At 72.8% G+C, this 12047-nt stretch carries 13 protein-coding genes and 1 pseudogene; 9 read left to right on the top strand and 5 right to left on the bottom strand.

Annotation, left to right across the window (positions count from 1 at the left end; genetic code table 11):
* Window positions 1-12: 12 nt before the first annotated feature.
* Window positions 13-1317 carry a DUF445 domain-containing protein gene (locus ACWF79_RS18905; protein ID WP_453729233.1) on the top strand — a complete coding sequence of 435 codons (1305 nt, stop codon included), beginning with the start codon at window positions 13-15 and terminating at the stop codon, window positions 1315-1317.
* 82 nt (window positions 1318-1399) lie between these two features.
* Here the strand turns inward: ACWF79_RS18905 and ACWF79_RS18900 are convergent, their stop codons facing one another.
* A complete protein-coding gene (locus ACWF79_RS18900) occupies window positions 1400-1702 on the bottom strand; it encodes a hypothetical protein (RefSeq protein ID WP_453729232.1) in 303 nt (100 codons plus the stop codon).
* A 125-nt stretch (window positions 1703-1827) separates the two neighbouring features.
* On the opposite strand from ACWF79_RS18900, the pseudogene ACWF79_RS18895 reads away from it, so the two are divergent.
* A pseudogene (locus ACWF79_RS18895) lies at window positions 1828-2030 on the top strand (DUF1998 domain-containing protein); the annotation flags it as partial.
* Window positions 2031-2107: 77 nt separating this feature from the next.
* On the opposite strand, the gene ACWF79_RS18890 reads toward ACWF79_RS18895, so the two are convergent.
* Window positions 2108-2524 (bottom strand): very short patch repair endonuclease, encoded by a 417-nt coding sequence (locus ACWF79_RS18890; RefSeq protein ID WP_453729287.1) that lies wholly within the window; start codon window positions 2522-2524, stop codon window positions 2108-2110.
* 71 nt (window positions 2525-2595) lie between these two features.
* Window positions 2596-3603, bottom strand: a complete 1008-nt coding sequence (locus ACWF79_RS18885) for an SEC-C domain-containing protein (RefSeq protein ID WP_453729231.1) — start codon at window positions 3601-3603, stop codon at window positions 2596-2598.
* A 63-nt stretch (window positions 3604-3666) separates the two neighbouring features.
* Between ACWF79_RS18885 and ACWF79_RS18880 the strand changes: the two genes are divergently transcribed.
* The 4 genes from ACWF79_RS18880 (at window position 3667) to ACWF79_RS18865 (ending at window position 6561) form a co-directional block, all read left to right on the top strand.
* Entirely contained in the window at window positions 3667-4452 is a 786-nt protein-coding gene (locus ACWF79_RS18880) for a class E sortase (RefSeq protein ID WP_453729230.1), read from the top strand.
* A 34-nt stretch (window positions 4453-4486) separates the two neighbouring features.
* Window positions 4487-4780 carry a DUF6412 domain-containing protein gene (locus ACWF79_RS18875; RefSeq protein ID WP_453729229.1) on the top strand — a complete coding sequence of 98 codons (294 nt, stop codon included), beginning with the start codon at window positions 4487-4489 and terminating at the stop codon, window positions 4778-4780.
* 93 nt (window positions 4781-4873) lie between these two features.
* Complete coding sequence (locus ACWF79_RS18870; RefSeq protein WP_453729228.1) at window positions 4874-5569, top strand: YidC/Oxa1 family membrane protein insertase; 696 nt, start codon at window positions 4874-4876, stop codon at window positions 5567-5569.
* Window positions 5570-5703: 134 nt separating this feature from the next.
* Window positions 5704-6561, top strand: a complete 858-nt coding sequence (locus ACWF79_RS18865; RefSeq protein WP_453729227.1) for a fumarylacetoacetate hydrolase family protein — start codon at window positions 5704-5706, stop codon at window positions 6559-6561.
* A 230-nt stretch (window positions 6562-6791) separates the two neighbouring features.
* On the opposite strand, the gene ACWF79_RS18860 is transcribed toward ACWF79_RS18865, so the two are convergent.
* On the bottom strand, window positions 6792-7277 hold the full coding sequence (locus ACWF79_RS18860) for a heme-degrading domain-containing protein (RefSeq protein ID WP_453729226.1): 486 nt from the start codon (window positions 7275-7277) through the stop codon (window positions 6792-6794).
* Entirely contained in the window at window positions 7274-8356 is a 1083-nt protein-coding gene (locus tag ACWF79_RS18855; RefSeq protein ID WP_453729225.1) for a Gfo/Idh/MocA family oxidoreductase, read from the bottom strand. Before ACWF79_RS18855 ends, ACWF79_RS18860 begins: the two co-directional genes overlap by 4 nt.
* 121 nt (window positions 8357-8477) lie before the next feature.
* Between ACWF79_RS18855 and ACWF79_RS18850 the strand changes: the two genes are divergently transcribed.
* The 3 genes from ACWF79_RS18850 to ACWF79_RS18840 all read left to right on the top strand — a co-directional run bounded on the left by ACWF79_RS18850 (window position 8478) and on the right by ACWF79_RS18840 (window position 11840).
* On the top strand, window positions 8478-9710 hold the full coding sequence (locus tag ACWF79_RS18850) for an ROK family protein (RefSeq protein ID WP_453729224.1): 1233 nt from the start codon (window positions 8478-8480) through the stop codon (window positions 9708-9710).
* Window positions 9711-9834: 124 nt separating this feature from the next.
* Complete coding sequence (locus ACWF79_RS18845; RefSeq protein ID WP_453729223.1) at window positions 9835-10752, top strand: LPXTG cell wall anchor domain-containing protein; 918 nt, start codon at window positions 9835-9837, stop codon at window positions 10750-10752.
* A 323-nt stretch (window positions 10753-11075) separates the two neighbouring features.
* On the top strand, window positions 11076-11840 hold the full coding sequence (locus ACWF79_RS18840) for a GntR family transcriptional regulator (protein WP_453729222.1): 765 nt from the start codon (window positions 11076-11078) through the stop codon (window positions 11838-11840).
* The last annotated feature ends 207 nt before the right edge of the window (window positions 11841-12047 follow it).

Below are 12047 nucleotides of genomic sequence, written 5' to 3'. Positions count from 1 at the left end.
GGAGGTGGGGTGATGAGCGAGACGACGAGCGAGTCGCGGCGGCCGCCGCTGGTGGCGTTCTCGTACACGGCCGCGGACGCCGAGCGACACCGCGGCGTACGCCGGATGAAGGCGCTGGCCACGGGCCTGCTCGCGCTGGTCGCCGTCGTCTACGCGCTGGCGACCTGGGCGGAGCACGCGGGCTGGGGCGCCTGGTCCGGCTATGTGGCGGCGGCCGCGGAGGCCGGCATGGTGGGCGCGCTGGCGGACTGGTTCGCGGTGACGGCGCTGTTCCGGCGCCCGATGGGCCTGCCGATCCCGCACACGGCGATCATCCCGACGAAGAAGGACCAGCTGGGAGCGACACTGGGCTCCTTCGTAGGCGAGAACTTCCTCTCGGCGGACGTGGTCCGAGGAAGGCTGCACGCACTGGGCATCGCGGGCCGCCTGGGCGCGTGGCTGGCGGAACCGGACCACGCGGACCGGGTGACGCGCGAGCTCTCCACCGCTCTACGGGGCGCCCTGACGGTCCTGAGGGACGCGGACATTCAGGCGGTGGTGGGCGAGGCGATCACGCGGCGGGCGGAGGCGGCGGAGGTCGCGCCGGGCATCGGGACGATGCTGGAGAAGATCGTCTCGGACGGGGCGCACCACCGGGCCGTGGACCTGGTGTGCGCGCGGGCGCACGACTGGCTGGTCTTCCACGCGGACTCGGTGATGGACGCGGTCCAGGGCGGCGCACCGGGCTGGACGCCCCGTTTCGTGGACCGTCGCGTCGGCGAACGGGTCTACAAGGAGCTCCTCCGCTTCGTGACGGAGATGCGGGACATGCCCGCGCACCCGGCGCGCGGCGCGATCGACCGCTTCCTGACGGACTTCGCGGCGGACCTGCAGGGGGACACGGAGACCCGGGCCCGGGTGGAACGCCTGAAGGCGGACCTCCTGGCACGCCCGGAGATCCAGGACATCATCGCGTCGGCGTGGTCGTCGGTGCGCGCCATGATCATCGCGGCGGCGGAGGACGACCGCAGCCAGCTCCGCCTGCGCGCGCGGGCCTCCCTGCTCTCCCTGGGCGGCCGCCTGGTGACGGACGGCCGCCTCCAGGCGAAGGTCGAGGGCTGGGCGGAGGACGCGGCGGCCTACGTGGTCACGACGTACAGGGACGAGATCACGTCCCTGATCAGCGACACGGTGGCGGGCTGGGACGCGACCCAGACCTCGAAGAAGATCGAGGCAAACATCGGCCGCGACCTCCAATTCATCCGCATCAACGGCACGGTGGTGGGCGCTCTGGCGGGCCTGTTGATCTACACGGTGAGCCACGCGGTGGGCGGGTAGGGGGTAGGGGCCCCACCCACCCACCGCTCAAGGGGGAAGGCACACTCCCATACGGCCGGGAGCGCCGCCGCGTTCAGTCTCCTCAGCCCTTGTTACGGGTAACGGCCCAGGAGGCCCCGGCCACGACCCCGGCCACGGAGAACACGGCCGGCCAGGCCCCGACCTTCTTGGCGAGCGGATGCGAGCCGGCGAAGGCGGCGACGTACGTGGCGGTCAGCGCGGCAGCCACCTTGGGCCCGGCAACCCGCCGCCACTCCCTGGCAGCCACCCCACCGGCAACCACAAGCACAACCCCACCCAGCGGCCGCTTCTCGGTCCACCGAGCAACGGCGTAACCGCCGACGAGCCCGACGGCGGCTATGGCGGGGGAGGGGGTGGGGGGCATGGTGGTGGCCTTTCCGTTCGACACGTCGTTCTGGCGAGCCTAACGTCCGGCCTCGCGGCTTCCCCGCCCCGACCCAGCATCTCCCGCCTACGTGCGCGCAGTCCGGGGAGTCGTCACCCTGCTGCGATCCGGCCGGCAGCCTCGGCGGCATCGTGGCACAGGGTGATCCCGAGCGACTCGACCACACCCTGCGCTCGGCCCTCCACCGTTCCCGTTGGCGTTCCACCGATCCGCTGTGCATGGATTCCGAGGCGGGCGGTTGCCGACAGTCCTTCTCGACCGAGCGACCCTGATCTGCACGCCGGACAGCTCCGTTCCGGGCTTCTTCGGTGGAGCGGGTGCGCAGTTCTGCCGGCGGTGCCACGCCGGCGGTCGTCCGCCTGACGGCCGGCCGCCGGGCAGGCGCTACGATCCCTGGCCGTCCGCAGCCGGTCGGCGGGCGTGCTTCACAGGCGCCTTGGCTCGCGCATTCGACACCGTGAGAGCCACGGTCGCCGGACTCTCGTGCTCCCAGAAGCGCAGCACGGTCCATCCCTGGGCTTCGAGATGTGCGGTCGTCTCGCGGTCGCGTGCCATGTTCTTGTCGAGCTTCGTCCGCCACCACTCCGCGTTCGCCTTCGGATGCGTCGCGTGTTGGGGGCAGCCGTGCCAGAAGCAGCCGTCCAGGAAGACCGCGATCTTGGCGGGACCGAACACGATGTCGATCGTGCGGCGGGGCATGCCCGGGACGGGGACGTTCACGCGGTAGCGGAGGCCCGAGGCGTGCAGGAGGCGGCGAACCGCCAGTTCCGGGGCGGTGTCGCGCCGGCCTTGGCGGCTCATGCGGGCGGAGACGAACGGGGAGGAGGGCACGGCTTCGGACACGACAACATTGTGCCGCTTCCGACCGGTGGTCACTCCGCCCCGTGGCACTCCCCATAAGTCCGGCCCGACCCGCACCAGCAAGCCGCGCCTCGGGACGGGGGCCAGGGGGTGGCTCGGGCTCTGGCTGCGAGGGTGGTGGCGTATTGGGGGAGCAGGTCTGCGTTGGCGGGGGAGCTGGATTCGGAGGCGGCGAAGGCTTCGTAGGAGGGGACCGTGGCGGGGACGATGCCCAGGTTGGGGGTGCCGGCTGCGGACAGTTCGCGGAGGCTGGCTTCGATGTCCGTGAGGTGGGCCCTGTACGTGGGGTACTCGGATTCCAGTTCCGGGTACGAGGCGAGGAGTTCGTCCAGTTCCCGTTCCGGCCAGTGCAGGACCGCCACCGGGAAGGGGCGGGAGAGGGCCGTGCGGTAGGAGCCCAGTTCGCTGCGGAGGCGGGTGATCTCGGCCTGGAGTTCCGCCGGGTCCGACGACCCCAGCGACCACAGGCGCTTCGGGTCGTGCAGCTCGTCCAGCGGGACCGCCGCCGTGTGGAGGGTGTCCGCCCACGTGTCCCAGTCGTCATGGGGGAGCGCCAGCATCCTGCGGATCCTGTGGCGGGTCACCAGGAGGGACTGGGTGGCGTGGGGGAGGTCGTTCGGCGCTGCGGTCAAGGGGGCCAGGGGCCTTGCCGCTTCCGTTGCCACCGTTTCCGCGAGCGTCAGCTCGTCGTGGGCCTCCAGCGTCTCCGCCATGATCTCCCACGGAGCCGCTTCCGACGGGTGGGCGGCCCGGAGGCCCTCGATGATCGCCCTGGCCTCCGCCTCGTGGCCGTACTCCCACAGGTTCGCCGCCTTCAGCGCGCGGATCAGGTGAGGGTTCGACGACGGTGCCGACAGGAGCGTGTCGTACAGCGTCGTCGCCCGCGCGCGGTCGCCCGCCAGTTCCAGGTGGGCCGCGGCCTGGAGCAGCAGGGCTTCCTGGTCCTCCGGGTACCGCGCTGCGGTGCGCAGCAGGCGCTCGGCTTCGGTGACGTGGTCGGCAGGCATGTCGGGGCGCATGTCGACCACCGTACTGCTGTACGCCCCTGGAGAGTTGGTGGACGAACACCTATCGTGCCCCGCGTGCGGGACAGGGTGCGGGAGAGGGTGCCGGTCGTCGTCCAGACGCGCGGGGTGCGGAGCACGCCCGCCCGCCTGCTGTGGGCCGGCGCCGAGGCCGCCGTCACCTGCGGGGTCGTTCTTCTTCTGCTCGTCGTCCACCAGCTCTGGTGGACCAACCAGCAGGCCCGCGCCCAGGCCGGCGAGCAGGTGCGGGTCCTCGAGCGGGAGTGGGAGGGATCACCCGGCGAAGCCTCGGCCTCGGCTCCTTCCGTCCCTCCCGTTGTGACCGTTCCGCCTTCCACATCGCCTTCCTCCGATGACGTTTCCGCGGAGGAAGGGGCGACCGCTGCTCCCTCCCGACGCCCCTCGTCCTCCCCTGCCTACGCCATCCTTCGGATTCCCCGCATCGGCCTCACCGCCCCCGTCGCCCGCGGCATCTCCAAGCGGTCCGTCCTCGACCGGGGCTTCGTCGGGCACTACCCGAACACCGCCGGCCCCGGGCAGAACGGCAACTTCGCCCTCGCCGGCCATCGCAACACCCACGGCGAGCCCTTCCGGTACATCAACCGGCTCGTGAAGGGCGACCGGATCAGCGTGCAGACCAGGGGCCGCACGTACGAGTACGTCGTCGACCGCGTCCTGCCCCAGACCTCTCCCCGCGACACGGGCGTCATCCAGCCCGTCCCCCGCTCCCTGGTCAAGCCCTCCTACGGCTACTCCCAGCCCGGCGCCTACCTGACCCTCACCACCTGCACCCCCGAATTCAGCTCCACCTACCGGCTCATCGTCTGGGCCAAGCGTGTATAACGGCATCAGGAAACAGACCGGGGAGGAGGCGTACGTGATCGGGAATCTGCTGCTGCGCCTCGCCGCTCCCGTCTTCTTCCTCCTCGCCCTCGGCGACCTGCTCCTCGCCGACGGCTCCAGCCTCTCCGCCGCCGTCGCCCTGGCCGCGACCGGCTTCGTCTGCGCCCTCATCGGCGCCCCCGCGCCCGCGCCCGTACCCCCCACCCGGGTACGCACCGCCCTGCGCGACCGCGAGCAACGCACCGCCTTCCTGCCCCAACGCGACCCCGACGCCTCCGGGCGCCGCAGGCCCCGGGCACCCGGCCGTCCCCTCCCGACGGTCGCGTAGGCAGGCACACCGCACGTACATCGCCAGGCCCTGCGCGGATCCGTCATGCCGACCTTTCCTTTCCCGGCACGACGAGACCCCCGGAGGGTCCCCATGTCCGTTTTCGCCACCCTGGTCGAGCAGCTCGCCGACCTGCTCCAGCCGCTCTTCGCCACCACCGCGACCGCCGCCGCGATCGTCCTCTTCACCATGGCCGTCCGGCTCGCCGTCCACCCCCTCTCCCGCGCCGCCGCCCGCGGACAGCAGGCCCGCACCCGCCTCGCCCCGCAACTCGCCGAGCTGCGCACCCGCCACGCCAAGCAGCCCGAGCGGCTCAGGCAGGCGGTCATGGAGCTGCACGCGAAGGAGAAGGTCTCGCCCTTCGCCGGCTGCCTGCCGAGCCTTCTCCAGGCGCCCGCCTTCCTCCTCATGTACCACCTGTTCTCCGGCGACCGCATGGCCGGACACAGCCTCTTCGCCGCTCCGCTCGGCGACCGCTGGATCGACGCCCTCGGCCACGGAGGCCTCGTCGGGCCCGCCGGGCTCGTCTATCTCGTTCTTTTCGCGATCGTCGCCGCCGTCGCCGCCTTCAACTACCGGCGTACGAAGGCGCAGCTCTCCGCCCAGCCCCTGGACACCGGCCTCCCCGCCACTCCCGGCGCCGAGACCATCAACAAGCTGATGCCGTTCTTCTCCTTCGCGACCCTCATCACGGTCGCCGTCGTCCCGCTCGCCGCCGCCCTCTACGTCGTCACCAGCACCACCTGGACGGTGCTGGAGCGCGCCGCCCTCTACCGGTCCAGTCCGTGAACAGGGTATTGCCGAGTGGTCGAAACTCTTGGAGGATCGACCAACCCTCATTTGCCTCCGATGGCCGCACTCCATCGGCCGGGGTTCACCAGGGCCCACTCCCCGGGGCCCACCTCGACCACAGGGAGAAGACCATGAAGCTGCTGCGAGTCGGTCCGGCGGGTGCCGAGCGTCCCGCCCTGCTCGACCAGGACGGCACGCTCCGCGACCTGTCCGCCCTGGTCGGCGACGTCGACGGCAGCCTGCTGGCCGACGAGTCCGCCCTCGACCGGATCCGGGCCGCCCTCGGCGCCGGCGTGCTGCCCGCGCTCGACGCGACCGGGCTGCGGATCGGCCCGCCGGTCGGCGGGATCGGCAAGGTCGTGTGCATCGGGCTGAACTACCACGGCCACGCCGCCGAGACCGGTGCCGCGACCCCGGCCGAGCCCGTCGTCTTCCTCAAGGCCCCCGACACCGTCGTCGGCCCGGACGACACCGTTCTCGTACCGCGCCGCTCCACCAAGACGGACTGGGAGGTCGAGCTCGCCATCGTCATCGGTCGCACGGCCCGCTACCTGGAGACCGACGAGCAGGCCCTCGCCCACGTCGCCGGCTACGCCGTCGCGCACGACGTCTCCGAGCGCGAGTTCCAGATCGAGCGCGGCGGCACCTGGGACAAGGGCAAGAACTGCGAGACCTTCAACCCGCTGGGCCCGTGGCTGGTCACCGCCGACGAGGTCCCGGACCCGCAGGCACTCGGCCTCCGCCTCTGGGTCAACGGCGAGCTGAAGCAGGACGGCCACACCTCCGACCAGATCTTCCCGGTCGCGGAGGTCGTCCGGTACGTGAGCCAGTTCATGACCCTGTACCCCGGCGACATCATCAACACCGGCACCCCGGCCGGCGTCGCGATGGGGCAGCCCGAGCCCAAGCCGTACCTGCGCGCCGGTGACGTCGTGGAGCTGGAGATCGACGGGCTCGGCCGTCAGCGCCAGGAGCTCAAGGACGCCTGACCCGCGGAACCTCCAGTAAGTGGGTGGCAGCCCGTCTCAGGGCTGCCATCCCGGCTGCCATCCCGGCTGCCACTCGGTGGCGGTCGGCTAGCGGGCTGCCCCTCGGCGGCGGTAACGGCTAGCGGGGTGCCACCCGGCGGCGGTAGCGGCGTGCGGGCGCCACTCGGTGGCGGCAACCGCATGCGGGCTGCCACCCGGCGCGGTGGCGGCATGGTCGGGTGCTCGGCGCCTCAGGCGTCGGCGGCGTACGAGTCGAGCAAGCGCTCCAGCGCCTCGACCACCATCGCGTGGTCCTCGGCCTGCGGCAGCCCCGACACCGTCACCGAGCCGATCACCCCCGCCCCCTCGACCGCGACCGGGAACGAACCGCCGTGCGCGGCGTACCGGTCGGGGTCCAGGCGGGAGGAGTCCTTGAACGTCCTCCCCTTCGCCCGGAAGCGGGCGCCGACCAGGAAAGAGCTCTCCCCGTACCGCTCGACGACCCGGCGCTTACGGTCGATCCAGGCGTCGTTGTCCGCGCTCGAACCCGGCAGCGCGCAGTGGAAGAGCTGCTGCGCGCCGCGCCGGATGTCGATCGCGACCGGCGCGCCGCGCTCGCGCGCCAGCTCGACGAGGAGGGAGCCGAGTGTCCAGGCGTCCTCGTACGTGAAGCGGGGGAGCACCAGGTTGCGTTCCTGGGCCTCCAGTTCAGCCACCTCATGGACGTCGGCGTTCACAGGGACACCGCGATTCCCTCGGCGGCCGAGCGGCGCGCCGCCTCCAGCACGTCCAGGGCGGCCGCGGCCTCGTGCGCGGTGACCGGGTTCGTACCCGTACCCCGGACGGCGGCGGCGACGGCCGCGTAGTACGCCGGGTAGTCGCCCGGCACCGTCTCCACCGGGATGCCGCCGCCGGTCAGCGGGGACTCCCCGGCGCCGAGCCGGCCCCACAGCGACTCCGGCTCCACGCCCCAGGCCACGCCCGGGCCGGGCAGCAGGCCCTCGCGCAGTTCGCCCTCCTGGGGGTCGAGGCCGTACTTCACGAATCCGGCGCTCGAACCCAGGACGCGGAAGCGGGGGCCGAGTTGGGCGGTGGTGGCGCTCACGTACAGGTGGGAGCGGACGCCGTTCGCGTGCGTGATGGCGATGAACGTGTCGTCGTCGGCCTCGGCGCCGGGGCGGCGCACGTCGGCCTCGGCGTACACGCGGACGGCCGGGCCGAAGAGCACCAGGGCCTGGTCGACGACGTGGCTGCCGAGGTCGTAGAGCAGTCCGCCGATCTCCTCCGGGGCGCCGGACTCGCGCCAGCCGCCCTTGAGCTGCGGGCGCCAGCGCTCGAACCGGGACTCGAAGCGCTGGACCTCGCCCAGCGCGCCGTTCGCGAGGAGGCCGCGCAGGGTGAGGAAGTCGTTGTCCCAGCGGCGGTTCTGGAAGACGGAGAGGAGCAGGCCCCGCTCCTCGGCAAGGGCGGCGAGCGCGCGCGCCTCGGCGGCCGTTCCTGCGACCGGCTTGTCCACGACGACCGGCAGGCCGGCGGTGAGTGCGGCGGTGGCGATCGGCACGTGCGTCTTGTTGGGGGAGGCGACGACGATCAGATCGAGCTCGTCCGCCCGCGCCCACAGCTCCTCGGGGGCGCTCGCGACCCGTACGCCCGGGTGCGCGGCCCGGGCCTGCGCCTGGCGCTCGGGGTTGCCGGTGGTGACCGTGTCGAGGACCAGGCCCTCGGTGGCGGCGATCAGCGGGGCGTGGAAGACGGAGCCCGCGAGGCCGTAGCCGACGAGTCCGACGCGGAGGGGGGCGGTGTCGGTGCCAGTCATGAACCCAGTCATGGTTCCACTTAAGCAACGCTGTTGCCAAAGTGCAAGCGAGGGGGAGAATGGGGTGGTGAACAGGAGTGTCAGGACTTCGAGGGGAGAGCCGGGGGTCAATCTGCCGGCGTTGCGCAGCCACAACGCGGCGCTCGTTCTCGACCTGCTGCGGACGGCGGGCGAGGACGGGATCAGCCGCCTGGAGCTGGCCGAGCGGACCGGGCTCACCCCGCAGGCGGTCAGCAAGATCACGGCCCGGCTGCGGGCGGAGGGCCTTGCCCGGGAGGCGGGTCACCGCGCCTCGACCGGCGGCAAGCCCCGTACCGTCCTGCGCCTCGTCCCCTCCGCCGCGTACGCGGTCGGGATCCACCTGGACCGCGACGAGCTGACGGCCGTCCTGGTGGACCTCTCGGGGGCGCGGGTCGCGGTACGGCGGACACCTCTGGACCTGGGCGCGGGGGCGGAGACGGTGTTCGACGCGGTGGTGGGTGAGGTGGGGGCGGTCGCGGGTGAGGTGACGGGGGGCGGGTCGGGGGCCGGCGGGTCGGGAGCCGGCGTGGAGGCTGGCGTCCCTGGGGGCCCTGACCTCCCCGGCGTCCCTGGCGTCCCTGACGTCCCTGGCATCCCTGGGGTTCTTGGCATCCCTGGCGTCCCAGGCGTCCCTGACGTCCCTGGGGTTCTTGGCATCCCTGGCACCCCTGATGTCCCTGGCGTCCCCGGCCCCGCCGTCCTCGGCGTCGGTGTGGCCATGCCCGGGCCGCTCGATCACCTCTCCGGTACGCCCGGGCGCGTCACGGGGTTTCCCGAGTGGGAGGGCGTTCCGCTGCGGGAGGAGCTCGCGCGGCGGCTCGGGCTGCCCGTCGCCCTCGACAAGGACACCAACGCCGCCGCCCTCGGGCTCGCCCTGCACGCCACCGCCCCGACCGCCGACTCGTTCGCGTACCTGCACCTCGGTACGGGGCTCGGTTCCGGACTCGTCCTGGGCGGCGCCGTCCACCGGGGGGTCAGGACCGGGGCGGGGGAGTTCGGGCACCAGACCGTCCTGCTCGACGGGCCGCCCTGCGAGTGCGGCGGGCGCGGCTGCCTGGAGGTCCTCTGCCTCGCGGCCGTCGCGAGCGGTGACGTGCCCGAGGCGGCGCGCGTCCTCGGTACGGGCGCCGTGAATCTCGTACGGCTCCTGGACATCGACCGGGTCGTCCTCGGCGGCCGGCTCGTCGCCGCCGACCCGGAGGCGTTCGTGGGCGGCGTCGGTGCGGTCCTCGCCGGGGCGGGCCTGGGTACCCCGGTCTCCGGGGCCACGTCCGCGTACGTCGTCGCGGAGGGCGCGGCGCAACTGATCCTCGCTCCGATTTTCGGAAAATAGGCTGATCGGGCGGAATGTGCGGGCCGTGCGGGGGCGCAGCCCGCGTCGCTGCCCGGACCCGTCGCGCCCGTGTGGCAGCGTCGCGGCCGTCCCGTACGCCCGCGAGCAGCAAAGGCCACCGCCCATGCGACTGCGCAACGCCCTCGCCCTCGGTGTCACGGCGGCGACGACCGGAACCGCCGTCCTCGCGCTCGCCGTCGGCCCCTCCTCGGCGGACCCGGCCCCGAACCAGCCCTCCGGCGCCGACGCGGCCACCCGCTCCGGCGCCGGGTCCGACCCCCATCGGCCCGCCCCCACACCCGCCTGCGGCAAGGCGACGGATCCCGGCTTCCCCATCGACACCCGGATCCACGGCGGACCCACCACGTACGTCCCCGGCGCCGGTTTCCGTACCTTCCAGGTCGACCTCACCAACACCACCGCCGAGCCCTGCCGTGGCATCCACCCCGTCCTCGTCCTCGCCGACCGCGACCGTGCGCTCCAACCCGCCCAGATCCGGCTGGAGTTCTACGACTCCGAGGCCCGCCGCTGGCGCCCTGTGGCGTTCGAGGGGACCGAGGAGGACGAGAACGTGGGCGTGTTCTCGGACGTGGCGGACCTCTCGGGTCTCTCAGGCCTCCCGGGTCTCTCGGGCGACGCGGGCGGCCCGCCATTCGTCGGCTTCGACGTGCCCGCGGGCCGTACCGTCACCGTCCCCGTCCGGCTCGCCTTCCGCGAGGACGCCGCCCCCAACGAGGTCGTCGCCAACGCGGCGATCGTGCAGCGTCAGGGAGACGACGGGGACTGGGTCGGCGAGTCCGGCGACTACCGTCTGGCCATCGCCACGGACGGTGCAGAAGAGGAACCGGAGTCCGACCCGGCCGAGGCCACCCCGCCGCGTGGCGACACCGGCATCCCTCGCCCGCCGGCCCTCGACGGTCCCGAACTCGCCCAGTCGGGCCGCGAGTCGGCCGCTCCCCTCGTTCCCGTCGCGGGCGCCCTGCTGCTCACGGGTGCCGGGCTCCTCGCCGCCACCCGCCGCCGACGCCCCCGTCGGCCCTGACCCGCCCGGCCCCGGCGCCCTCTCGTACCGGCCCCGCAACCCCGTGTCCGTACGCCCCCGGCGCCCCCGCGCTCGCGTGACCTGCACCGCCCTACGCCCTGCACCGCCCCACGTCCTGCACCGCCCCACGTCCTGCACCGCCCCACGTCCTGCACCGCCCCACGTCCTGCACCGCCCCACGTCCTGCACCGCCCCACGACCTGCACCGCCCCACGCCCTGCACCGCCCCCGCAACCCCGCCCCCGTGACCCCCACGGCCCCCCGCACCGCCGCGCAACTCCCCGTACACCCTCCCGTTCATTCCCATCTGCGAGCATCCCCCGGTGGACTACCCGAACGACCAGGCACCTGGCGCACCCATCCGCTCCGGCATCCCCGAGCACGGCCGTATCCCCAAGTACTACGCGGTGAAGGCGAAAGTCGCCTCGCTGATAGAGGAGTTGGGCGAAGGCGGGCTCCTGCCCACCGAGCGGGACCTCGCCGTCCGTTACGAGGTCTCCCGCGAGACCGTCCGTCAGGCCCTGCGCGAGCTGCTCCTCGAAGGGCGGCTGCGCCGCCAGGGGCGGGGGACCGTGGTCGCCGGGCCCAAGCTGGAGCAGCCGCTCTCGCTCGCCAGCTACACCGAAGGCGTTCGACGGCAGGGTCGCCGGCCCGGCCGTTCCCTCATCTCGCTCGACCGCTTCCCCTGCCCCGACGCCCTCGCGCCCGAGATCGGCGTCCAACGGGGCGAGCCCGTGTGGCACATGGAGCGCGTACTGCTCGCCGACGACGAGCGGGTCGGCCTGGAGAGCACGTACGTGTCCGTCGCCCGAGTCCCTCGCCTGGACAGTGAGTTCGACCCGGACTCCTCCTTCTACCGCTACCTCCGCGAACAGCTCGGCATCACCTTCGGGGACGCCGACGAGCGGATCGAGACCGTGCTCGCCACGCCCCGTGAGGCCCTGCTCATCGGCACCCCGCCCGCGCTGCCCATGCTGCTCATCCACCGGATCTCCCGGGACACCTCCGGCAGCCCGCTGGAACGCGTCCGCACGCTCTACCGAGGCGATCGCTTCAGCTTCACCGCCCACCTCGGCCACCAAGGCTGACAGCAACCACAGAAACCCATAGCAACCACAGCAACCACAGCCCACGGCAAGCAGCCCCAGCAGCCCCAGCACCCCCCAGCGACCGAGTCCCAGCTCGGGCGCACTTCAGATAACGGAAAGGTAACGGGTCTAGGCCAAGCTTGTCGCCCCGTTCACCGTCCCGTTGCCACTCGGATCGTTCCGGGCCACCAACCCCCAGGACCGTGA

This window comes from Streptomyces sp. NPDC054975 (assembly GCF_053609105.1).
The sequence above is the reverse complement of the archived record's forward strand: the minus strand, read 5'-3'. Positions and strand labels throughout refer to the sequence as shown.

What these genes read in the sequence shown, in the direction of transcription:
- ACWF79_RS18905 (WP_453729233.1), top strand. Translation starts at nt 13, where the DNA reads ATGAGCGAGACGACGAGCGAGTCGCGGCGGCCGCCGCTGGTGGCGTTC.
- ACWF79_RS18900 (WP_453729232.1), bottom strand. Translation starts at nt 1,702, where the DNA reads ATGCCCCCCACCCCCTCCCCCGCCATAGCCGCCGTCGGGCTCGTCGGC.
- ACWF79_RS18890 (WP_453729287.1), bottom strand. Translation starts at nt 2,524, where the DNA reads ATGAGCCGCCAAGGCCGGCGCGACACCGCCCCGGAACTGGCGGTTCGC.
- ACWF79_RS18885 (WP_453729231.1), bottom strand. Translation starts at nt 3,603, where the DNA reads ATGCGCCCCGACATGCCTGCCGACCACGTCACCGAAGCCGAGCGCCTG.
- ACWF79_RS18870 (WP_453729228.1), top strand. Translation starts at nt 4,874, where the DNA reads ATGTCCGTTTTCGCCACCCTGGTCGAGCAGCTCGCCGACCTGCTCCAG.
- ACWF79_RS18865 (WP_453729227.1), top strand. Translation starts at nt 5,704, where the DNA reads ATGAAGCTGCTGCGAGTCGGTCCGGCGGGTGCCGAGCGTCCCGCCCTG.
- ACWF79_RS18855 (WP_453729225.1), bottom strand. Translation starts at nt 8,356, where the DNA reads ATGACTGGCACCGACACCGCCCCCCTCCGCGTCGGACTCGTCGGCTAC.
- ACWF79_RS18845 (WP_453729223.1), top strand. Translation starts at nt 9,835, where the DNA reads ATGCGACTGCGCAACGCCCTCGCCCTCGGTGTCACGGCGGCGACGACC.